Source organism: Buttiauxella sp. AC038 (assembly GCF_979253565.1).
This window is the reverse complement of record NZ_CEEDCQ010000001.1, coordinates 2,409,126-2,431,781: the sequence shown is the minus strand read 5'-3', so window position 1 is coordinate 2,431,781 and position 22,656 is coordinate 2,409,126. Positions and strand designations below refer to the sequence as shown.

Annotated in this window: 23 protein-coding genes, 1 tRNA gene and 1 pseudogene; 15 read left to right on the top strand and 10 right to left on the bottom strand. The window is 47.5% G+C overall.

All coding sequences use genetic code 11. From position 1 onward, the window contains the following. Window positions 1–6: 6 nt before the first annotated feature. The 4 genes from AC0IXI_RS11615 to AC0IXI_RS11600 all read left to right on the top strand — a co-directional run bounded on the left by AC0IXI_RS11615 (window position 7) and on the right by AC0IXI_RS11600 (window position 3,679). Window positions 7–591, top strand: coding sequence for a flavodoxin (locus AC0IXI_RS11615; protein WP_064519188.1), 585 nt, complete (start codon window positions 7–9; stop codon window positions 589–591). A gap of 107 nt (window positions 592–698) precedes the next feature. Beyond that, entirely contained in the window at window positions 699–1,763 is a 1,065-nt protein-coding gene (locus tag AC0IXI_RS11610) for an alpha/beta hydrolase (RefSeq protein WP_134182455.1), read from the top strand. 519 nt (window positions 1,764–2,282) lie between these two features. Continuing rightward, complete coding sequence (locus AC0IXI_RS11605; protein WP_471682433.1) at window positions 2,283–3,068, top strand: hypothetical protein; 786 nt, start codon at window positions 2,283–2,285, stop codon at window positions 3,066–3,068. A gap of 125 nt (window positions 3,069–3,193) precedes the next feature. Further along, complete coding sequence (locus AC0IXI_RS11600; protein WP_471682432.1) at window positions 3,194–3,679, top strand: GNAT family N-acetyltransferase; 486 nt, start codon at window positions 3,194–3,196, stop codon at window positions 3,677–3,679. Between the two features lie 153 nt (window positions 3,680–3,832). Here AC0IXI_RS11600 and AC0IXI_RS11595 read toward each other — a convergent pair whose 3' ends face one another. Together AC0IXI_RS11595 and AC0IXI_RS11590 are read right to left on the bottom strand one after the other, a co-directional pair. Beyond that, window positions 3,833–4,738, bottom strand: coding sequence for a glutathione S-transferase C-terminal domain-containing protein (locus AC0IXI_RS11595; protein ID WP_471682431.1), 906 nt, complete (start codon window positions 4,736–4,738; stop codon window positions 3,833–3,835). A gap of 173 nt (window positions 4,739–4,911) precedes the next feature. Continuing rightward, window positions 4,912–5,457, bottom strand: a complete 546-nt coding sequence (locus AC0IXI_RS11590) for an NADPH-dependent FMN reductase (RefSeq protein ID WP_064519231.1) — start codon at window positions 5,455–5,457, stop codon at window positions 4,912–4,914. Between the two features lie 107 nt (window positions 5,458–5,564). Between AC0IXI_RS11590 and AC0IXI_RS11585 the strand changes: the two genes are divergently transcribed. Next, the gene (locus AC0IXI_RS11585) at window positions 5,565–6,467 is read left to right on the top strand and encodes a LysR family transcriptional regulator (RefSeq protein ID WP_471682430.1); all 903 of its coding nucleotides are present in this window, start codon (window positions 5,565–5,567) and stop codon (window positions 6,465–6,467) included. A 19-nt stretch (window positions 6,468–6,486) separates the two neighbouring features. Here AC0IXI_RS11585 and AC0IXI_RS11580 read toward each other — a convergent pair whose 3' ends face one another. Beyond that, on the bottom strand, window positions 6,487–7,389 hold the full coding sequence (locus AC0IXI_RS11580) for a DMT family transporter (protein WP_471682429.1): 903 nt from the start codon (window positions 7,387–7,389) through the stop codon (window positions 6,487–6,489). Window positions 7,390–7,947: 558 nt separating this feature from the next. Here AC0IXI_RS11580 and AC0IXI_RS11575 point away from each other — a divergent pair. Together AC0IXI_RS11575 and AC0IXI_RS11570 are read left to right on the top strand one after the other, a co-directional pair. Then, window positions 7,948–8,799, top strand: a complete 852-nt coding sequence (locus tag AC0IXI_RS11575) for an aldo/keto reductase (RefSeq protein WP_471682428.1) — start codon at window positions 7,948–7,950, stop codon at window positions 8,797–8,799. Window positions 8,800–8,825: 26 nt separating this feature from the next. Next, window positions 8,826–9,815 carry an aldo/keto reductase gene (locus AC0IXI_RS11570; RefSeq protein WP_471682427.1) on the top strand — a complete coding sequence of 330 codons (990 nt, stop codon included), beginning with the start codon at window positions 8,826–8,828 and terminating at the stop codon, window positions 9,813–9,815. 34 nt (window positions 9,816–9,849) lie between these two features. On the opposite strand, the gene AC0IXI_RS11565 is transcribed toward AC0IXI_RS11570, so the two are convergent. Continuing rightward, entirely contained in the window at window positions 9,850–10,743 is an 894-nt protein-coding gene (locus tag AC0IXI_RS11565) for a LysR family transcriptional regulator (RefSeq protein ID WP_064558686.1), read from the bottom strand. Window positions 10,744–10,891: 148 nt separating this feature from the next. Between AC0IXI_RS11565 and AC0IXI_RS11560 the strand changes: the two genes are divergently transcribed. Both AC0IXI_RS11560 and AC0IXI_RS11555 read left to right on the top strand, forming a co-directional pair. After that, window positions 10,892–11,683, top strand: coding sequence for an SDR family oxidoreductase (locus AC0IXI_RS11560; protein WP_471682426.1), 792 nt, complete (start codon window positions 10,892–10,894; stop codon window positions 11,681–11,683). A gap of 123 nt (window positions 11,684–11,806) precedes the next feature. Continuing rightward, entirely contained in the window at window positions 11,807–12,058 is a 252-nt protein-coding gene (locus AC0IXI_RS11555; RefSeq protein WP_471682425.1) for a YdgH/BhsA/McbA family protein, read from the top strand. A 389-nt stretch (window positions 12,059–12,447) separates the two neighbouring features. Here the strand turns inward: AC0IXI_RS11555 and AC0IXI_RS11550 are convergent, their stop codons facing one another. Both AC0IXI_RS11550 and AC0IXI_RS11545 read right to left on the bottom strand, forming a co-directional pair. Further along, on the bottom strand, window positions 12,448–13,641 hold the full coding sequence (locus AC0IXI_RS11550; RefSeq protein ID WP_154149238.1) for a tyrosine-type recombinase/integrase: 1,194 nt from the start codon (window positions 13,639–13,641) through the stop codon (window positions 12,448–12,450). 163 nt (window positions 13,642–13,804) lie between these two features. Then, a tRNA-Gly gene (locus AC0IXI_RS11545) sits at window positions 13,805–13,879 on the bottom strand. Between the two features lie 311 nt (window positions 13,880–14,190). Between AC0IXI_RS11545 and AC0IXI_RS11540 the strand changes: the two are divergent. Then, window positions 14,191–14,495: pseudogene (locus AC0IXI_RS11540) on the top strand (site-specific integrase); the annotation flags it as partial. 45 nt (window positions 14,496–14,540) lie between these two features. Further along, on the top strand, window positions 14,541–15,476 hold the full coding sequence (ttcA, locus tag AC0IXI_RS11535) for a tRNA 2-thiocytidine(32) synthetase TtcA (RefSeq protein WP_064511591.1): 936 nt from the start codon (window positions 14,541–14,543) through the stop codon (window positions 15,474–15,476). 44 nt (window positions 15,477–15,520) lie between these two features. Here ttcA and ynaL read toward each other — a convergent pair whose 3' ends face one another. Both ynaL and zntB read right to left on the bottom strand, forming a co-directional pair. Continuing rightward, the gene (gene ynaL / locus AC0IXI_RS11530; protein ID WP_461336306.1) at window positions 15,521–15,673 is read right to left on the bottom strand and encodes a proline-rich small protein YnaL; all 153 of its coding nucleotides are present in this window, start codon (window positions 15,671–15,673) and stop codon (window positions 15,521–15,523) included. A 264-nt stretch (window positions 15,674–15,937) separates the two neighbouring features. After that, window positions 15,938–16,921, bottom strand: a complete 984-nt coding sequence (zntB, locus tag AC0IXI_RS11525) for a zinc transporter ZntB (RefSeq protein ID WP_134182428.1) — start codon at window positions 16,919–16,921, stop codon at window positions 15,938–15,940. Between the two features lie 217 nt (window positions 16,922–17,138). On the opposite strand from zntB, the gene AC0IXI_RS11520 reads away from it, so the two are divergent. After that, window positions 17,139–18,227, top strand: a complete 1,089-nt coding sequence (locus tag AC0IXI_RS11520; RefSeq protein WP_413498212.1) for a GGDEF domain-containing protein — start codon at window positions 17,139–17,141, stop codon at window positions 18,225–18,227. Window positions 18,228–18,240: 13 nt separating this feature from the next. Beyond that, the gene (locus AC0IXI_RS11515) at window positions 18,241–18,339 is read left to right on the top strand and encodes a YoaK family small membrane protein (protein WP_151993583.1); all 99 of its coding nucleotides are present in this window, start codon (window positions 18,241–18,243) and stop codon (window positions 18,337–18,339) included. An 89-nt stretch (window positions 18,340–18,428) separates the two neighbouring features. On the opposite strand, the gene AC0IXI_RS11510 is transcribed toward AC0IXI_RS11515, so the two are convergent. Next, window positions 18,429–20,048, bottom strand: coding sequence for a peptide ABC transporter substrate-binding protein (locus AC0IXI_RS11510; protein WP_134182424.1), 1,620 nt, complete (start codon window positions 20,046–20,048; stop codon window positions 18,429–18,431). Between the two features lie 245 nt (window positions 20,049–20,293). On the opposite strand from AC0IXI_RS11510, the gene AC0IXI_RS11505 reads away from it, so the two are divergent. Next, complete coding sequence (locus AC0IXI_RS11505) at window positions 20,294–20,764, top strand: hypothetical protein (protein WP_134182422.1); 471 nt, start codon at window positions 20,294–20,296, stop codon at window positions 20,762–20,764. 97 nt (window positions 20,765–20,861) lie between these two features. After that, a complete protein-coding gene (mpaA, locus tag AC0IXI_RS11500) occupies window positions 20,862–21,569 on the top strand; it encodes a murein tripeptide amidase MpaA (RefSeq protein WP_134182420.1) in 708 nt (235 codons plus the stop codon). Between the two features lie 7 nt (window positions 21,570–21,576). Here mpaA and ycjG read toward each other — a convergent pair whose 3' ends face one another. Then, window positions 21,577–22,542, bottom strand: coding sequence for an L-Ala-D/L-Glu epimerase (ycjG, locus tag AC0IXI_RS11495; protein ID WP_064511596.1), 966 nt, complete (start codon window positions 22,540–22,542; stop codon window positions 21,577–21,579). Window positions 22,543–22,656 lie beyond the last annotated feature (114 nt).

Here is a 22,656-nt window from a genome sequence, read left to right as displayed (position 1 = left end):
CTGGTTATGGAGCATGATCCCAACCGCAGAATGTTGATAACCGCGCTTGCCGGGCTCACGCTGGCGAACGTCTCCCTGGCTTCAGCAGCCACCGGAAATGCAAACGTGCAGGGTAAAAGTCGAATTCTGGTAGCGTACTTTTCTCGCAGCGGAAATACACGGGTGATTGCGGGTGTCATTCACCGTAGCCTGAACACCGATCTGTTTGAAATCGAACCGGCAACGCCTTATCCGGAAGACTATTTCCAGACCGTTGAACAGGCGAAAAATGAGTGTGAGCAAGAAGTAAAACCAGTATTAAAAAATAGCGTCGCAGATATCTCACATTATGAGACCGTGTATTTAGGCTTTCCCATCTGGGGAACCAGCGTGCCGCCCGTAGTGCAAACGTTTCTCAGCAGCCACAACCTTGCGGGCAAATTACTCATCCCCTTTATTACTCACGGTGGCTACGGTAAAGGAGACAGCGACGACATCCTTGCCAGTCTCGCGCCAACTGCGCACCGGGAAAAACCGCTGGTACTTGAATGCGACCAGGAGCGAAGAACAACTGAAACGGTCACCAGTTGGTTAGAAACAATACGCAGTTAATCGTCCGCATTCATGAGTCTGCCAAATAAGGGCAATCAGGGGTGCTAAATAATTAACGCTGACAACTCAGATATGATTGAACAGCAAACATAACAGAGGATGTAATCTTGAAGACGATCTTAAAAACGCTGGCCATTTGCATGATGGCGGGTGGTCTGGTGGCTCAGTCGGTATATGCCGAGCCGCTGGTCATTCAGGAACAGGGAAGCTTTTCTGCTGGTGGCACTATCATCACCGCACCAGGAACATTTGACGCGAAAAAGCCGCTGGACTCAGCTGGCCAAACCTACCATGGCGATCATGCATCTGTGTTCTACCAAATCCCGGAGAATCCGCATAAATACCCTATCGTCATGCTGCACGGCGCAGGTCAGTTCTCCCGTACCTGGGAAAGCACCCCGGATGGTCGCGAAGGTTTCCAGAACATATTCCTGCGTCGCGGTTTCTCAACCTATCTTGTCGATCAGCCACGTCGAGGAAGCGCCGGGCGCACGACTGTAGAAGGTACTGTTTCGCCAAAACCCGATGAGCAGATGTGGTTTAATCAGTTCCGCGTTGGCGTATGGCCAGAGTATTTTAAAGGCGTTCAGTTCTCTCACGACAAAGAAGCGCTGAATCAGTATTTCCGTCAGATGACCCCGAATACCGGGCCGTTTGATATCAATGTCATCTCTGATGCGATGTCCGCCGTCGTGGATAAATCCGGCCCGGCTATCCTCTTCACCCACTCTCAGGGTGGCGGACCAGGCTGGTACACGGCGATGAAAAACGACAAGGTTAAAGCCATTGTCGCCTTCGAGCCTGGCAGCAGCTTTGTCTTCCCCGAAAAAGAACTCCCTGCCCCTATGCCAAGCGCGTTCGACACGCTGAAGGGTGAGCCTGTGCCAATGGCGCAATTTATGGCACTGACCAAAATCCCGATTCTGATTATTTACGGTGATAACATACCGGATAAACCTGTCGCCATGCCCGCGCAGGACAGCTGGCGGGTACGTCTGGCGATGGCTCGTGAGTGGCGCGACGTGGTGAACAAGCATGGCGGGGATGTGACGGTAACGCATCTGCCAGAAGTGGGAATCAAAGGGAATACTCACTTCCCGTTCTCTGATTTAAATAATGTGCAGATTGCTGATTTAGTAGGTCAGTTTTTGAAAGAGAAAAATCTGCAGTAGGACGAAATAGTATTGAGCTTTCATTATTGAGGGCTCAATACAAACATCAATTTTTTTCAAAAAAATGGGAACGTGACGGTCTGCTTTGAGCGAGGAGCAGACGTTCAGCATAAATGATTTACCTCCTATGAATGCTTATCACGGGCGCAACAGAGCCTTTTTTTAATTATCCAACAACATTTTCTCTAAACGATGCCTGTCAATTCGATTCGATGTCTGACAAACATTTCTGAGCACCAATTGGTCATGTGATTCCGCATACTAAACATTCTGAAGCTGGCATCTGATGTGTGGCACATAAACTATCTCTTATATCGAGCCTGGCATTGACAGATTTGAGGCCATTTCTATGAATTCTGGTAGTGAGTAAACACGTTCTGGCGGCAGGTATCGGTATAAAATAGAAAAATTCGTATTCAATATTCATAACTAAAAGTAAATTGTGTATTCATTGTAATGCTATTTTAGTAAATCATTCAGATGCTTAAACTGGATTCACACCTAAATGAGGAGTCCAGAATGAAACTGACTAAAATTGCTTTACTGGCTGCGGCACTGGTATCAGTAGCTTCCGTTAATGCTTTTGCTAATGATGCTGTTTCCCTGAAATTCAGCGATGGTCGCGCGGATATAAAAGGTGTTGAAGCGGTCAATGCCGTACTAAATCCCATTGGCATCAACGTGACGACTATTGATATTCCTGAAGCAGCAAATCCGGTTCTCAAAGTTTCTGAAACTCGCGCTCTGACCAGTGCTGAGCAGGATTTGCTGATTAAAGAGTTTCACCTGAATCAGGAGCAGTTGCTCGAGCAGGTACGCATGTCGGGCCGAACACCCGCAGTCAAAGGCGGTGGTGTGTTAACTGAGGAAACTGGCTTCGGCCCATACCCGAAAGTGTATGACATGAAAGCGATGGATGAAAAAACCCATAAAGCGGTGCTGGAAAAATACGGCCGCATGCATGTGAATTTCGCCGATGACGGAACCGACGTCGATGAAGTAATGACGGTGGTTAACGGTGGTCCGTTCCGCTGGGGCTTTACGCTAAAAGATGGTTCAATCGCGCGGTTCCAGGTTGAAAAAGTCGGTCTGAACGACAAGGCTGTCCGTGTGAGCTACCACGGTCTCGGCATGCACGCCGGTATAATGGATCCCAAACAGGGTCTAATTGTTGCCTTCGGCCATGGGCCGAAAGAATTCACAATGCGTTACAAAGCTGACGTACCACATCAGGAACTGCTGGGAACCAATCCATGGATCGACTTTAGCGGTAATTATCCGGTCGTACTGGATAAAGCCAAGTAATCACCGATATCTGGGTATGTATTAATTGCTTCAGATGAAATAATGCCAGACGGCCATAGAGAGGCATCAGGAAACCACATCCTGCTTCTCGGGCCGTTTTTTGCTAATTTATTACAAGGAAATTCATGCTCATTAAAGCAGCCATAATTGCTGATGCCAACGAACTTGAACGAATTTATACTTTGTCTTTTGAATCGAATGCATCTTATTTCCCTGCTGATATGGAGGATGATGAAGGTGATGCAGAAGATGAATTTTCATGTGAATCCGAAATAAGCATGCCGGGGAAATGTGTCCTGGGGTTTTGGGTGGCTAACCATCTGATAGGCGGGGCTGTCATTTCGAGAGCAGTTCATGAAGCAAACCTCCTGGAAAAGCTATTTATTTTGCCTGAAGAACAAGGAAACGGTTATGGCCACCGTGCATGGTTAGAGATTGAAAAGATGCAACCATGTAAAGAAGGATGGAAGTTGAGAACACCAACCAGTCTTATCAATAACGTTGGTTTTTACGTGAACAAATGCGGATTTTCGATAATCAGCGTCGAGGACCTGGGTAATGACGGAGTTGGAATGTTTGTCTTCTACAAGCCGACAAGTTCGAATTTATAAGTACTAATTTAAAGGAATGTTTATTACCTCTTCCGCATTAGCATCGCTAATAGCCAGAAAAAGGTTTTAACCGCTTAATTCAGAATAATCAAATACTGAGTATTTAAAAAGGGCCTCTTACTTATAAACGAAAGTTTTATCGACCCTCAATGGTTAATCCATCAAACCAAATTGCTTCAACCACTCAGGACGAGGTCCTGCAGGGATAATACCTGTAGGATTGATATGGCGATGAGACAAATAATAGTGTTGATGAATGTGGTGCATATGTACGGTCTGGCGGAACGACTCCCGGGTGAGTAAATTCAGCATGTATCGGTACAGGGCTGAAAACGTCTCAAGTGGTCTGCTATTTGCCTTGAAATGAACGGCATATATGGTTTCAAATCTTACCAGTGACGGGAACAGGAAAAGGTCGGATAAGGTCAATTCATTACCGAATAGGTACAGCGTAGTGGCCAGCCTGTCGTCCAGTATTCCCAATGCCTCAAAAAGAACGGCAACTTCACGTTCATAATCCTCCTGACTAGTCGCAAAACCTACCTGATAAACACGGCGGTTTATGTTGCTATGAAGCCAGGCATTCAATTCTTCTACCTCACTGGCAAGCGATGCCGGAAACAAATCGATGCTATTACGTGCAAGAGTCTTCCAGTCGGTGGCGAGCGTCTCAGCAAGCGCGGCAGAATCGCTACAAACGATTTCCCTGTTCTGCTTGTCCCAAAGAGCAGGCACCGAAACCCGGCCGGTAAAATCTGATTTGGAATGCACATACAGTGAACGCAGGTAGGCTTCCTGGTTTACTGGATCGGGATTTTCCTTACTGAAGGCCCATCCGTTGTCATCCCGGATGGCGGCCACTGATGAAACAGAGATCACCTCATCAAGTCCCAACGTCTGAATAACCAGCCATGGCCGGTGAGCAAAGGGGCAAGCGGCAGAGACGTATAGATGATAACGCCCGGCTTGCGGCAGGACTTTACCCGAAAAGGTATCCTCAAGCGTTAGCGTATCTGCGGACATATTCGGATACCAGCTACCATTTTCCAGAACAGCCATTTTGACCTCCATATAGTTATAGTCAGAGAATTAGTAATTAAATGTTGTCAGATCAGTATGGTCTGGCGTGATTGGTCATGTCAGAAAGTTACAAAGAAATAGCAAAAAAGGCTGCAATCGCAGCCAACAGAAGCAAACTCCCTTGATGAAGGGATAATGATGAAGAAGAAATATCAGAGCTGTGATTCGAACTGAGAAACCAGAACCTGTAGCGCCGTGTCGGTTTCTGTATCGAAGCTGCCGTTCTGATATTTTTTATAAAAGTCCCCCACACTGTAGGTGCCTGCCACCTCACAGCCCCACCATGGCATCAGCTCGCCCATATACTTGAGGTTAGTTGCCCCACCGTTTTGACCCGGCGACGTGCTTAACAGCAGAACTTTTTTCCCATGGATACCAAAGAACGACTCGCCCTGTTCACGTATGCGGGACAACCAGTCAATAGCATTTTTGAGACAGGCCGGCATCAATCCGTTATGTTCAGGTGACACGATAACAAGCGCAGTGCAATCCCTGACAATTTGGCCTAATTGGCTAACGGTATCTGGCAACACATCATTCTCATGGCCTAGTTGGTACATAGGTAATGGAAGGTCGTGAAGGCTCACCTGGCACACTTCATGTCGGGAGAATTTAGTGGCAACCTCGGAGGCCAATAGCCCGTTAATGGATTCTTCCGGCACACTGTTACTGCCATTCAGGATGAGGATTTTATTCATGATAATTGCCATCAGTTAATAGTGCCGTTACGATACTGATTTCCTGAAAGTGTATAAAGATCGTTGTAGTGATAATATAATTCACTGATAGTAAATTAAGAGTAAATATGAACAGAATAACGGCATTGAATATTTTTCGCCGGGTAGTGGAGCTGGGTACCTTTAAGGCAGCGGCAGAAGATCTGCATTTGTCGCAAGCAGCTGTCAGTAAAAATATTAATGAGCTTGAGGATCATCTGGGTACCGCGTTAATTAATCGTACCACGCGCAGGATGAACGTAACGGAGTCCGGGCTGGTCTATTACCGTCAGATTTGCAGCGTACTGGATGCGCTGGAGTCAGCTGACCAGTCCGTCATGGCCTCCTCATTTTCCCCGAAAGGCAGTCTGAGGGTCAGCGCCCCGATGTCGTACGGATTAATTAAAATTAATCCGCTCATCTGCGACTTCAGACACCAGTATCCTTATATCAGTACTGAGGTCATCCTGAGTGACACCTATGTTGATCTGATAGACAAAGGTGTTGATGTTGCTATCCGAGGTGGAGGGGTGCTGAATGATTCTTCCATGCGCTCTCGACTGATCTGTAAGGTTCGCCGGGTGCTTTGTGCATCCCCTGACTACCTCAGTCAGGCCGCACCTGCGACTCATCCGGACAATCTGAAAGAACACGACTGCCTTGTCTACAGCCTTTCTTCTTCACCAAGAAAATGGATTTTTACCCGAGGAAACGAGAGCACTTCTGTAGATCTGATGCCAGCCAATTATTCGGTAAACAACGGCATTGCCCTGAAGCAGGCAGCAATAAAGGGGCTGGGTATTATTCTTATTCCGGAAGAGTTTGTCCGTCCGGAACTAGAGTCAGGAGAACTGGTTGAGGTCATGCCGGAATGGGTGCCTGACACCCATTCGCTGTATGCAGTTTACCCTTATCATAAGGAACAATCGCAAAAGGTCCGCCTGTTCATTGATTTCGTGATGGCAGCTTTCCGGGAGATCGATAAGGGATAAATCTTTGGTCGGTTCAACTTCACGCCGTGACAGGTCGCCGCTCCTTAACGGCCTGTACCTGAAGCAGAACAGTAGCAAGGACTGACAATGCGATACCTGGATAAACGCTAACTGGCAGAGGCTGCCCACTGCTCAGCATGCTAATGAACGCCACAAAAACCGGGTTCAGGTAGATATAAGCTGAAACTTGACGAGGACTTAGCTTCACAGTCGCAATCTGCATGATCCAGGATGTCAGCAGCGTAGCGAAGACGGCAAGGTAAAGCATATGCAGAAATTTCTCAGGATCCATTCCGGAATAATCAGGGATCTCCCCGGAGAGTATCAGCGCACCGGCCATCCATGCCGCGCCTGCGACAAGAGTCGTGAACACAAAAACCAACATCTCTTCGCCTTTGTACAGCAGTTTCATCGACACCGAGAATCCCACCATAGAAAGACATCCCACCAGGAACAGAGCATCTCCATGGTTCAACTTCAGGTGCAGGAGTATGCCCACATCCCCCCGGCTGATCACCCAAACTGTACCGATGGTGCTGATGATGTAAACCAGGAGTGTCCCGGGACGAATTTTATCCCTGAACAGGAAAATACTGGCCACCGCAGTCAGAAAAGGTACCAGGGTATAAAGCGTGCCGGTATTCAGCGTGGTGGTTGTTTTCAACGCTTTAAACATAAGCAGGAAAAAGGTGGCATAGAAAAAACTGATAATTAACCCTTTTGGCAGGATCCGGATAAAGGTCCGGCGCCGTTCCGGATTGAAGATGATAAAGGGTGCCAAAATCAGTGCGGCCAGACAGAAGCGCATCAGCGCAAGCGAAGCAGGGGTGATTTCTGCAGAAAGAGCCTGTGCTGAAATAAACGAACCCGCGATAATAATGGTGCTGGCTATCAGTAACAGGTGGTATTTAAGATGTCCCATGTTTCCCCGGGCAGCCTGAATTGGCGATGAAAATTAGTATTTACGCTATCTTCCGTTAAAATAATATTTACTGAAATAACGATAAAGTAATTTGATAATTCACTATTGGTGATGAATGGTCTATGGACGAGCCTGTATATTCTGACCGGGTGGCTCCTGCATCAGACATAAGCAGGACAAATTTACGGGGGAATGACGCTGATGCATCTGAAAGGTAGTGAAACATTTTTGAAGCCCGGTAACTTCCCCTTAGCAGCTGTAGATACTCAGAAAGTAAAGTTTTTCCCAGAACTCTGTGGCTGGGGCGGGCGATTATGATGAGTTGGGAGAATTTCAGTATGCACAATTAATTATTGACGTTTGCGTAATTAAGGGAGTTTCTACAAGCCAGCATTAATGTGGTTGTATCCGCACTAATGTCCGCTCCTGGCACTAAGCCGACCTTCAGCCCCTCTAAATTAATGAACAAATCTAATAAACCCTAGCTAATTACCCCATCTAATCGAATAAATCAGTTTGCGTTATGCTTTTCCTACACAACAGCTGAAGGATAACGTCATGCAAACTGTAAAACTGAACAACGGTATTGAAATGCCCCTGCTGGGCTTTGGTGTCTTCCAGATGACGGATGCCGGAGAATGCGAAAGAGCCGTTATTGATGCCATAGATACAGGATACCGCCTGATCGATACCGCTGCGTCTTACCAGAATGAAACCCAGGTCGGGAACGCACTGAAACAGACCAGTATTGCCCGTAACGAACTCTTTGTAACGACCAAACTTTGGCTACAGGATACCAATTACGAAGGCGCTAAAGCACAGTTCGAACGCTCCCTGAATCGGCTGCAACTTGATTACGTCGACCTGTATCTGATTCACCAGCCTTATGGCGATGTCCATGGGGCATGGCGTGCTATGGAAGAACTGCAGCAGGCAGGCAAAATTCGCGCCATTGGTGTCAGCAATTTCCATCCTGACAGACTGGCCGACCTTATCGCCTTCAACAAAGTTGCCCCTGCGGTAAACCAGATTGAAGTTAACCCCTTCAACCAGCAGCTGCATGCTGTTCCATGGAATCAAAGCCGTGGCATTCAGCCGGAAGCCTGGGCACCGTTTGCTGAGGGTAAAAATGGCCTGTTCCAGCATCCCGTGTTAACGGCAATTGGTCAGAAGTACGGCAAAAGCGTGGGCCAGGTTGTACTGCGTTGGATCTTCCAGCGAGGCATCGTTTCACTGGCCAAATCGGTGCGAAAAGAACGAATGGAAGAGAATATTAACATCCTCGATTTTGAACTCAGCTCTGAAGATATGCTGCAAATTGCCTCCCTCGACACCGCAACCAGTGCCTTCTTCTCTCACCGCGACCCGGCGATGGTGGAATGGCTGACTGGCCGAAAACTTGATGTTTAAGACGCGATAAAAGAGGTATTTATTCAATGCAAAAACGTTATCTGGGTCAATCCGGGCTCGAAGTCTCAGCGCTTGGACTCGGCTGCATGGGCTTAAGCCACGGCTACGGCCCGGCGACCGATACCCGTCAGGCTATCGAGCTCATTCGCGCTGCGGTTGAACGTGGCGTCACCTTCTTCGATACCGCCGAAGTATATGGCCCCTTCCTTAATGAAGAGGTTGTCGGCGAAGCCTTAAAACCGTTTCGTGACCGCGTGGTCATCGCCACCAAGTTTGGTTTTACTTTTGGCGACGACAACAAGCAGCAGATTTTAAACAGCCGTCCGGAGCATATCCGTGAAGCCGTTGAAGGCACATTACGCCGTCTAAAGACTGATGTCATTGATCTGCTGTATCAACATCGTGTCGACCCGGCTGTCCCCATTGAAGATGTTGCGGGTACAGTGAAAGACCTGATCGCGGAAGGCAAAGTCAAACATTTCGGTCTGTCCGAAGCGGGTGCGCAGACCATTCGTCGTGCCCATGCCGTACAACCTGTCACTGCCTTGCAAAGCGAATACTCAATGTGGTGGCGCGAGCCTGAGCGGGAGATCCTGCCTTTACTGGAGGAACTGGGTATTGGTTTTGTGCCTTTCAGCCCATTAGGCAAGGGCTTCCTGACGGGTTCGATTAAACCAGGAGCGACGTTTGGCAAGGATGATTACAGAAGCCAAGTGCCGCGTTTCGCCGAGCAGGCGATTGAAGCCAATGAAAAGCTGGTCTCATTGCTGGGTGAACTGGCGGCAGAGAAAGGCGTGACGTCTGCGCAAATCGCGCTGGCGTGGCTGCTGGCACAAAAGCCTTGGATTGCTCCTATTCCTGGCACCACCAAACTGCACCGGCTTGAGGAAAACCTGGGGGCTGCCGACATCATGCTTTCCCAGGATGACTCACGTCAGATAACCCAGGCGCTTGAAACGTTTAAAATCGTCGGCGAACGTTACTCTCCTGAGCACCAGGCCCGCGTAGGCCGTTAATATCCGGACGGGTCCGCTGAGATTGGCGGACCCTTTATTCCTGATAGCGAAGTGCATCGATCATCAGCGCAAAAGCTGGCGGATGCTGCTTACGGCTCGGGTAGTAAAGATAATATCCGGGGAAAGACGGACACCAGTCCTGCAGAACCTGAATCAGCTCTCCTGACTTTATATAATCCTGCACCCTGTCTTCAGGTATACAGGCGATGCCAAAACCGGATAAAGCCGCATCAATTCTTTCCGCCTGCAGATTAAACGTTACCTGCCCTTCCACTCTGACGCGTAACGGTTTCCCATCCTTCTCAAACTCCCAATGGTAAAGTCCACCGGCAGTCGGCAGGCGCATATTGATACACCGATGGTTTTGTAGCTCGTGCGGTGTTTCGGGTACGCGGCTAGCGGCAAAATAGGACGGTGCTCCCACCACTGCCATACGCATTTCCGGTCCAATCCTCACCGCGATCATATCCTTATCTACGCTTTCGCCAAGGCGGATCCCCGCATCAAAACGCCCCTCAACAATATCGACAAAACCGTTATCAACCACCAGTTCGAGATTGATTTCCGGATATTCCCTGAGGAAGGATTTTAACTTCGGCCATACCAGACTTCGCGCGGAATGCTCCCCAGCAGATAAACGGATATTGCCGGAGGCACTGCCGTTCAGTTGAACAAGCGATTCTAGCTCCTGCTCAAGATCGGCAATACGAGGTTCAAGGCAGGCAATAATTCTCTCACCGGCCTCTGTAGGGGCTACGCTTCGGGTCGTACGGGTCAGAAGGCGGATATTCAGCCTTTCCTCCAGTGCCTTCATTGCGTGACTGAGTGCAGACTGAGAAACGCCCAGTTTACCCGCTGCTTTGGTAAAACTTCGCTCCCTTGCTACCACAAGAAAGATTTGCAGTTCGTTGAAGTTTTCTTTGAGCATCGTCAATTTCCTTGTGGAGACATTCCCTTCAACGCGCACTCATGAAGGGTGTTCATAGACACAATCATTTTAGCCCCATTACTGACAATAATGATAATTGATATTCTGACTGTATCGAAAATAAGTCTGAATTATCAGAAGGTTTATCATGAAAATACTCGTTGCAGGGGCGACAGGAAGTATTGGTGTTCACGTCGTGAATACCGTTATCGAAATGGGTCATCAACCCGTGGCGCTGGTCAGAAATAAGCGCAAAGTAAAATTACTTCCTCGTGGAACGGATGTTTTTTACGGCGATGTTTCAATGCCTGAAACACTCACCGATTTGCCGAAAAATATTGATGCCATCATCTTCACTCTCGGTTCCGATGGCCAGGGGCGTATTGGTGCCAGGGCGATAGATTACGGCGGAGTGCGTAATATTTTAAGGATATTCAAGGATACGCCTGTTCGCATCGGCTTAATGACCACGATTGGCGTGACTGAACGGCTCAGCACCTGGAACCAGCGTACTGAAGTTCATGACTGGAAAAGACGTGCCGAACGTCTGGTCAGGGCAAGTGGTCATCCCTATACCATCGTCAGGCCCGGCTGGTTTGATTACAACAATGATGATGAACACAGAATCGTTATGCTTCAGGGAGATCGTCGCCATGCAGGAACACCGGAAGATGGTGTGATATCCCGGGAGCAAATAGCCCAGGTTCTGGTCAGTGCCCTGACCAACGACGAGGCAAAAAATAAAACGTTCGAGCTGGTGGCTATACCAGGAGAAGCACAGCAGGATCTTACCCCACTGTTTGCAGACCTGCAGACTGATAATCCACAAAAAAATGATGGAGTTCTAGACATAGACAATATGCCTCTACTTGAAGAACCTGACTGCATTATTAACGAGCTGAACCTGTATTCAAAAAAATTAACCAATCTACAACCCTGACAATTTTGTCATATAGCGGTCAGCCTCATGACAGCTTAGAACTGTATATTTGAATATACAGACGGATGAAGTTACTTCTGATAAAACCCAGTTTCAAACATATTGTTAAATGAGGTGCTAGATATGAAAACACTACTTATTACTACTTTGGTCATGGGATTTTTTTCAGTGAATACCGCCTCTGTTGCTCAGGAAATTAATCATGCAGATGGGAAACAAAAGATTGGTGTAGTCTCAGCCAGCAATGCCTATACGCTTGATGAGTTATCGGATGTCCTTTCTCGTAAGGCTGATGGGGAAGGAGCAACGTCGTTCAAAATTCTGTCAACCACTGGGAATAATCGGTTGCACGGGGTTGCTGAAATATATAAGTAAATCATTAGTAAATAGAAAAGGATGTGTAAGTATCTCACAATATCTCTCTGGGACAGAACAGTGTAAATATATATTTGAATTCTCATATATGAATGAAGATAGCGTCGGGAACAAGTCAACTGAAGCGCCTAAGCCAATCAGTATGTTGATGTTCTTGTTGTATATATCCAGTGGCTGAATCGCCCCAAACATACCTACCTCCCTTATTTTCTGTGTTGAAAATAACATCAGTGTATAGGCAGACCAAGTTTTGACTTAGGCAAAAATTTGTAGCAATAGTCACTACTACTCTGGTTTTTCAACTATTGCAGTTAGCAGCATATATTGAATTAAACCCGTCCAGACGTCTGGACGGGTTTAATTACTTTTCGAGACTGCATTTCAACATATCAGCTTGTAATAATCCCTTTTTTTCCTAAATTACTAGTAAAATCCCCGTACCACTGCATCATATCCCTTCTCCCTTCCAGATACTGAGCGTGGTTATATGTCCCACGAATAGAGTTCTTATCGACGTGAGCCAGTTGTAGCTCAATCCAAGCCGAGTTGAATCCCTGCTCATGCAAAATGGTACTCATCGTGTGACGGAATCCATGCCCCGTAACGAGTCCGGCATAGCCGATGCGCTTGACCAACACAGTCAATGCCATATCACTCATCGGTTTCTTGGGATTATTACGTCCAGGGAACAACAACGCTCCTGCTCCCGTCATGAGTTTAAGCTGATTAAGTAGGTCAATTGCCTGGCTTGACAATGGAACTAAATGGGGACGGCGCATTTTCATGCGTTCTGCGGGTACGTTCCAAACCTTTCGCTCAAAATCAAATTCCCGCCACTCTGCTTGTCTCAGTTCTCCGGGCCTTACTCCGGTCAAAATAAGCAGCTGCATGGATAACTTAACAAGCACACTACCAGTATAGGTGTGCAGGATACGAAGAAACTCTGGCAATTCGTCCTGGGTTAAAAAAGCATAATGCTTTTTCTCATGAGGAGTTACGGCACTGGCTAAATCAGGCGCTGGGTTGTACTCAGCCCTGCCAGTGACTATTGCATACTTCCAGACCTCTCCACACCTTTGACGAACTTTACGGACCTTCTCTGTTGCACCTCGAGCCTCGATCTTAGACAGAACGGCAAGCAACTCCATCGGCTTGATATCTTTGATTGGTCGGTGACCGATATATGGAAACACATCCGTCTCAAAGGTTCTCATCATCTCTTCACGATAGGAGACAGACCAGCGATCATAGCGACGCTGATACCACTCCCGAGTGATAGCTTCAAACGAGTTTTCTGCGTCCTGTTGACGACTAAGTTTCTCAATTTTGCGCTCAAGAGAAGGATCGTTGCCAGCCGCTAATGTCCTTTTAGCATCCTCACGCTTACTTCTGGCTTCAGCTAAAGAAACATCGGGGTAAACGCCAATCGCAAGCAGCTTCTCTTTGCGTAGCGAACGGTATTTGAGACGCCAGTATCTCTTACCGTTGGGATTAACCAGCAAGTAAAGACCACCACCATCGGCCAGTTTGTAGGGCTTCTCTTTGGGTTTTGCAGTTTCAACCTGACGAGCAGTTAACTTCATTGGGGGTACCTCTCAGCAGGGGTACAATTATACCCCCATCCATACCCCCACATTAGGGTTGACCCTGAGGGAGTACTATTGAGTTCAATTGACTAATAGAATGCTATAGCTGCTGATTTATCAAGGGAAAATTGAGTTAGGTAGACTTCAGGAGAGTTTAGTTTGGAGCGGTCAGCGGGAATCGAACCCGCATCATCAGCTTGGAAGGCTGAGGTAATAGCCATTATACGATGACCGCTTTGGTCCGCCACCGGAGCCTCGAACCCCGTACTACAACCTATGATTGCCGCTCTTCCCGATGAGCTAGTGGCGGTTTGGTAATACTACCGACACATTCGATTTAATAATCACACACTCTGGAGAGGGTTAACGGTCGGCGCGGCATAATACATAAGTGAAATTACCCATGCAATCTATATGTATTTATTTAGGTGGTATTTTCATGCTACTGATTATTATAACAACAATTGCGCAAAAATAAGCCAACTAAGCAAGAGAGTCCGCATGTTCTGCATATTTCATCATTGTGAATACAGGAAGAGATAACCGCAACAAATACGCTTCATTTTTGTTCCCGGAATCTGGCTGGATGAGCAAAAACTTTACTATTCACTATCGTCAATTGAGCCCGAATGGAACGCAGCTGTAAAACGTGCTGGCATTCGCGGTGGCAATCCGTACCATACACGCCACACTTACGCATGCTGGATACTTACAACGGGAAGAAACCCGTCATTTATCGCCTGCCAGATGGGCCATGAAATACCCAAATGGTTTATGACATTGATTCAACCTGGATACAGGATATGAACGGCGATCGGTTCGGCATGCTAAACCAAAAACTCGCGCTATAGGCTGTGCCCCTGTGGTGCCCCTGAAACAACCGGCAAATCAATAAAATGCAAGATAAACAAGAAATTACAAAGAAAGATCAATACAACCTGAACAAATTACAGAAGCGCCTGCGTCGTAACGTGGGTGAAGCGATCGCCGATTACAATATGATTGAAGAAGGCGACCGTATTATGGTCTGCCTGTCAGGCGGCAAAGACAGCTACACCATGCTGGAAATTCTACGCAACTTACAGCAAAGCGCGCCGATTAATTTCAGCCTGGTGGCCGTTAACCTCGATCAAAAACAACCTGGCTTCCCTGAACATATCCTGCCTGCCTATCTGGAAAGCATCGGTGTTGAGTACAAAATTGTTGAAGAGAACACTTACGGCATCGTTAAAGATAAGATCCCGGAAGGCAAAACTACCTGTTCTCTGTGCTCTCGTTTACGCCGTGGCATCCTTTACCGTACAGCGACTGAGCTGGGTGCGACGAAAATCGCTCTTGGTCATCATCGTGACGACATCCTTCAGACGCTGTTCCTGAATATGTTCTACGGCGGGAAGATGAAGGGTATGCCACCAAAATTGATGAGTGATGACGGGAAACATATCGTCATTCGTCCGTTGGCTTATTGCCGTGAGAAAGACATTGAGCGTTTTGCAATTGCTCGTGAATATCCGATAATTCCTTGCAATCTGTGTGGTTCGCAGCCGAATCTACAGCGCCAGGTCATTGGTGAAATGCTGCGTGACTGGGATAGACGTTATCCAGGCCGTATCGAAACCATGTTCAGTGCCATGCAAAACGTTGTGCCTTCGCACATGTGTGACACGGAACTGTTCGATTTTAAAGGGCTGCAACACGGTGCTGAAGTCGTTAATGGCGGAGATTTAGCATTCGACCGCGAAGAGTTGCCGATGCAACCTGCTGGCTGGCAGCCAGAAGAAGATGACAGTGAAACGCCAATTCAACGCCTCGATATCCTCGAAATCAAATAGTCATACCTTCCCTCTCTCGCCTGAGAGAGAGGGAAACCTCAACGCTAACTATGCGGTGGTGGTTCGATAATCGGTCTTTGGTCGGGATCTAGTGGTGGGTCTGGTATCGGCTGAGGTCTGGGGATCGGATCAGGTACTGGGGTAGGTTCACTCGGAAACGACGGGTCACTCATCTCTAATCTTCGATAAACAGTCATCATTGCCTCCTTTAAATACTCCTTTTAAGCATAGACCACATATTGCAGACAAAAAAAAGCCGACTAATAGTCGGCTCGTACGAATCAATTGTGCTATGCAGTAATTCTAAAAAAGGAAGTAAGACAATATGGAGCGCAACGCCCATCGCTTGACGTTGCATTCACCTGCGAGAGAGATATTGCCTTGAACCGGCGTTCCATTTATTGACCTTGCTCAACTAACGCAGCCTTTTTTAACCTGCAGAATGTTAAAAATGTTAAATTTTACAGCCATTTACTACGATGTAACCACCAGGCAACACCGCCTATAAGAACCACCAACATGATACAAAATAGGCTGAAGCCAAAATGCCAGCCACCGCCAGGAATACCGCCCAAATTCACACCAAATAGCCCTGTCAAAAAAGTGCTGGGTAAAAAAACCATCGCCATTAGTGACATGGTGTAGGTTCTTCTTCCCATTGCTTCCTGCATAACCTGGGCAATTTCGTCAGTCATAACCGCAGTGCGCGCGATACAAGCATCAATTTCATCAAGCCCGCGCCCTAACCTGTCGGAAATATCCTGCATGCGACGACGATGATCATCAGTCATCCAGGGTAAACGCTCACTCGAAAGGCGCGCATAAACATCTCGCTGAGGTGCCATGTAACGGCGCATGACGATTAACTGTTTACGCAGTAGAGCAAGGAAACCACGCGGCGGAATTTGCTGATCTAGCAAGTTATCTTCAAGGTCGATGATTTTGTCATGTAGTTGTTCAATAAACTCACTTGCGTGATCGGTCAGCGCATCACAAACATCCACCAGCCAGCTTCCACAATCGAGTGGGCCGGCGCCTTCCTTAAGATCATTCACTACATCGTCGAGCGCCAAAACTTGACGCTGACGCGTTGACACAATAAGCCGCTCATCAATATATAAACGCATGGCAACAAGTTGGTCCGGGCGTTCATCGGTACTGCCATTAATGCAGCGCAACGTAATCAAAGTCCCCTCGCCTATGCGCGTAACTCGCGGACGAACGCTCTCTCCCGCCAGGGCATCACGAGCATAATTTGGCAGCAACGGCGTCGTTGCCAGCCAATTTGCACTGGCACTATTGGTATAGTTCAAATGCAACCAACCAGGATGTTCGGCATCAATGGTATCGTTATCCTCGATGGTATCGACACCGCCTTTACCATCCAATTGCCAGGCAAACACGGCATCCGGCACATTTAACTGGTATCCCTTAATGGTTTCCACTGCATTATCTCCACGTGTTACCACAATATTGTTGTCAGTCTAGCTGTCTTCATTTGTTATGTAACTCGGAAAAATATGCAAACACGCTGAATTTGCTGAATAAAAAATGTTACATTTCCGCAGTTTTTTAGACCCAATCATGCCTCGCGGCATTCGGAGATGATGTTTGTCAGAAAGACGTAGGGCTTCACCCAATTTAGACCTTCGCCTAAAGACCATGCGCCAACGGGCAATCACTGTCAGTGGCCCGTGGTTTCTATGGATTAATTTGTTGTTCTGCTTATTTATTTTAGGCAGGCATTACTTCTCACCCTCGCTGCAAATCGCCAGCGTTACGGCATCAGTACCCATACTGGAAATTCTTATGGGGCTAATTCTCGCAGTCTCATCATCAGCCATTTTCATTTTGCGCATGGCGCACGATCAACATGCTGAGTGGTTAAGCAAATTTCTGTACGGAGCATTGCTTTGTATCAGCGCGTTATGGGTAGGATGTTTTTATGTATTTCTGGCGAGCGGCGATTCGCGGATTGTTTTCCCGTTCGCTGCCTTGCTGATTTTCACTGCGCTAATTTCACTTTATTTTGATGGCCGAGTGCTACTGAGTTTCACCCTGCCAATCTGGATCTCGATTCTGGTCTGTAATTTTATTTATCCATCTGATCTGACCGTACTGAACGCGCTGCTCTATCTACTTCTGGCGGGTCTTTTTGAGTCGGGACGTCGAATCTTGCGCGGTTGGTTTGTGTTGGCGATTAGTCGTGAACAAGAAAATAGAGAATTGATTAAACGGCTACAAGACCTGGCGAATAACGATCCACTTACCGGTATTGCCAATCGTCGATCTTTTCATCTGCTTCTAGAAAAAGCTATGCAGCGCCAACAACAGTGCGGTACGCCACTTTCATTGGTCATGCTGGATGTCGATTACTTCAAGAAGTACAACGATCATTATGGCCATCAGGCTGGTGATGAGTGTCTGGTGAAAATCGCTCAATGTCTGGTGGAGGCTACTCGTTCAACACATGACGCTGTTGCTCGCTTTGGCGGAGAGGAGTTTATTATTTTGCTGCCAGATGCGGTGGAGAAACAGGCAATTGAAGTCGCTGAACGAATCAGGCTGAACCTACAGGCCCTCTCTATCCCACACGCAGCCTCACCCATAATGCCTTATGTTACTATCAGTCTCGGTATTGCCACTCTGATACCCGGAACCACCGCGACACGCCTTATCGCACAAGCAGATGCCGCGTTGTATAAAGCAAAAGAAAATGGCCGCAACCGGTGGCAAACGTACCAACACTAGCAAAGAGAGAAAAATGAAAATTGGCGTACTGTTTCCAATAGCAATCATTGTTGCAGCGATTGTATTCATCACCTGGTTTATTGCTGGTGGCTACGCGACATCCGCTTCTTGATAAAGCAAACCACAGAGATGGTAAAGAATATATGTTCAAAGAGCCGGTCAGTTGCGTAACTGGCCGGCATCACGAAGGATGGGCTAAATCTAGTGAGCCACGATATACATCGTGCGGCTATATGCGACATCTTCAGGGTTATTAATTGGATAACCTTTCAACCATGGCTTGATTAAACGGCCATTAGTGTACTGATAGATAGGCGCTATTGGCGCTTTTTCCTGGATGATTTTCTCAGCTTGGTTGTAGTCTTTATTACGCGCTTCATCCGTAGTTTCCTGGCTCGCTTGCTGCAGGATTTTGTCATATTCCGGCGAGTTGAAGCGTGAGATATTGCCGCTGTGGGATGAAGTTAACAATGACAGGAAGGTAGACGGTTCGTTGTAGTCACCTACCCATGAAGCGCGGATAACATCGAAGTTACCGGTGTTACGGCTATCGATATATGTCTTCCACTCTTGGTTTTGCAGCTTCACATCCACACCCAGATTTTTCTTCCACATTGAAGCCACTGCTATAGCAATCTTCTGGTGGTTTTCCGAGGTGTTGTACAAGAGGGTGAGTTTAAGCGGATTGGTCGGTCCGTAGCCTGCGGCCTGCAATAAAGTTTTCGCCTGTGCATTGGCCTCTTCCTGGCTCATTTGCTCAAATGGCGAAGTTTCCGGTTTAAATCCAGCGGTTACATCCGGAGTAAAACGCCATGCAGGTTTTTCGCCTGTCCCCAGCACTTTTTCAGCCATTATATGACGATCAATGGTCATACTCAGGGCAAGACGCACTCGTTGATCGGCAGTCGGGCCTTTTTGAGTATTGAAAGCGTAATAATACGTACCCAACTGCGGTGGGGTGTAAACCTGACCTGGAATATCTTTTAGCAATTTCTGGTAGAGGTTTTTCGGGAAAGATTCAGTAATATCAATATCCCCCGCCAGATAACGTTTTGTTGCCGAAGATTCTTGGTTGATCGGAATAAACGTCACTTGGGTAATAACTGTTTTACTATTATCCCAGTAATGAGGGTTCTGTACCGCCACCAGCTTTTCGTTAACGATGCGATCTTTAAGTGCGTATGCGCCGTTACCCACCAGGTTACCAGGCTTAGTCCAGTCGTTACCGAATTTCTCAACTACAGCTTTAGGAACCGGGTAGAACGAGAAATTGGCCGTAAGATTTGGGAAATACGGTACTGGTTTATCCAACTGAATTCGTAGCGTTCTGGCATCAACTGCCGTCACCCCCAACTTATCCGCAGGCATTTTTCCATCAATGATGGCTTGCGCGTTGTTAATACCTGCAAGAGCTGCGAACCATGCAAATGGTGAGGTGTTTTTAGGGTCAACCAGACGCTGCCAGCTATATACAAAATCTTGCGCGGTTACAGGTGTTCCATCGGACCAACGCGCGTTATCACGCAGAGTAAAGGTCCAGGTGCGGTTATCATTACTTTGCCATTTCGTCGCAACACCAGGTTCGAGTTGCCCTTTCTCGTTTTGATTCACTAGCCCTTCAAAAAGATCACGGATTACCTGAATTTCCGGTAACCCTACTGCTTTGGCTGGATCAAGAGACGCAGGCTCATCTTTGATATGGCGCACCAGACTCTGGTCGGCGGCAAGTTTAGTACCCGCGGGAACATCCGCAGCCCAGGCTTGAGAAAACAGGCACGTAAGCGTTAATGCACAAGTCGTTATACGAAAAGGTATTCTCATGAGTGACCCTGTAGTTGTTAATTTTTAGAGAGGGACGTATCACGCCCAGAACTGACCAGTAATGTATCGCAATTACTTGTTTTGCCAATAAGAAAAATAGCATCCCTACATAAGCGAATAGATGAAAATAGCAATTGTCTGAATTTTTCATTTCAACTGTCTAAACGCATTTTTTATATCATCTTTTGTTTTGCCTTTCTCGTATGATTCGCACCAAAAACCACAATCAATAACAGGGAAAGAAAATGACACACAAACATCTCCTTTTTACAGTACTCATCAGTTGTATTACCACAGCATGGGCAGCAGAACCAACACCAGCAATGCTGGGTAATCTGAAAGCCTCTTTGCATCAGACATGTGGTAAAGAGATTGTTGTTCAGATTGCTGAAATGGAAGGTTCCGACGAAGGGCGAATCATTCTTGGATTGAAAAACAATCAGACTGGCAATATCGATCTCTTCACTTCTCACAACACCAGTAACAAGCAATATGATAAATATCAGCCGGTTAATTATGATAGTTTGTCCAAAACTCTGGTCATTCTGGAAAATGATCGCCCAGCGGTTGTATGGGGCGGAGCCGTGGCCAACTTGAAAGGAATGGAATATAGCCTGGCATTAGGTTCACATGTCTATCCGTGCACTCAGCTTGTTCCGTTTGAGAATGAGATTGCCAATGACCTTTACGGGGAAAAAGACCTCCCTGCTCATTGATTAAGCACTATGGCCTGGCGGCTATTTGTTTCAGATGAGATTTTTGCTAAACACTGATATTAATAACGTATTGCAACTCATCACAGTAAGGACATTTATGTCAGGCCACCGCCCTCGTTCGCAACGAGGCCATTTGCCTCCGGGCAGCGAACGTTATGGTAAATCTGTTTTCGGCGCACCGCTTATTTGGTTCCCCGCAGCACCCAGCGAGCAGCGCAGTGGGTTAATTATTGCCGGTACACATGGCGATGAAAATGCAGCGATGGTTACGCTGTCTTGCGCATTACGCACTCTTGAGCCCGAATATCGTCGTCATCATGTGGTGCTGGCCGTCAATCCAGATGGTTGCCAACTTGGCTTACGCGCCAACGCCAATGGTGTAGACCTGAATCGTAATTTTCCCGCAGCCAACTGGAAATCAGGTGAAACGGTTTATCGTTGGAACAGTAGCGCGGATGAACGTGATGTGGTGCTCTCTACAGGCAAAAAACCGGGTTCAGAGCCAGAAACCGCAGCCTTATGCCAACTGATTCATACTTTACAACCTGCATGGGTTGTCTCTTTCCACGACCCTTTAGGTTGCATTGAAGATCCTGATAATTCAGTACTCGGGGCTTGGCTTGCGAAGGAATTCAAACTGCCGTTGGTTACAAGTGTCGGTTATGAAACGCCCGGCTCTTTTGGTAGTTGGTGCGCAGATTTAGATTTGCCTTGTATTACCGCAGAGTTCCCGCCCATCTCGGCTGACGATGCGAGTGAGCGGTATCTGGATGCCATGATGGGCTTATTGCACTGGCAAAAATAATTATCCGTTACGGATAAAGCTTACCGGTTTCAAAATGCAAGCCAGGCTCAACATCCACAGCCAGCCAGGTTGGGCCATCGAGGTCGGCAAAGCGGACTTTAGCTGCCAGCGGTAACGCTGCGGCTATTGCTCGCGAGGTACACAACATACAGCCTAACATCACATCAAAACCGTGTTCGCGCGCGGCCTGAGTTAACGCCAGAGCTTCGGTTAAGCCGCCAGTTTTATCCAGCTTCACATTTACCATCTCGTAACGACCTTTCAGCTCTCGCAAACTTTCGCGGGTATGGCAACTTTCGTCAGCGCAAATAGGTAACGGATGAATGAAGTTAGACAGCGCACTGTCTTGTCCGGCCGGTAAAGGCTGCTCAAGCATCGCAACATTGAGATCGGCCAGTAACTGGCAACGCGCCGCCAACCCATCGCTGTGCCATGCTTCGTTGGCATCAACAATTAAAACGGCTTCGGGAACCGCGGCACGAATCGCCACCATACGTTCAGTGATTAGTCGGTCATCAATTTTGACCTTCAAAAGACGCGCGCCCTTATCCCACAATAGTTTTGCCGCCGCCGCCATTTGCTCAGGTTCGGCAATGCTGACCGTCTGTGCTGTAGTAATTAATTCAGGAAGCTCAACGCCCGCAGTATATGACAGCGTACGCTTGTTCTTTCTGGCTTCTAAATCCCACAAAGCGCTATCGACGGCATTTCTCGCGGCACCAGCCGGCAAACCATCTTGCAGCTGCGCGCGCGTCATCCCTTTTTCCAGTTGAGGTATAACCGTGGTGATTTGCGCCAGCACCGATTCCACGCTTTCGCCATAACGCGGATACGGCGTGCACTCGCCCACTGCCTTGATACCGTCTTCTTCCAGCTCAACCACCACAACTACCGCTTCGCTGCGAGTTCCGCGTGAAATCACAAACGGTGTATGGAGAGGCCATGCTTCCTGGTAAACCTTGACTGTTCTCATTATTGTTTTGCCTGTGGTCGTTGTTTGTATCCTTCGCAGAGTATACCCAAAATAATTCAAGGTGCATCGAGGCGGCAAGGGAACGAATCCCGATGAGCTTACATAAGTCAGTGA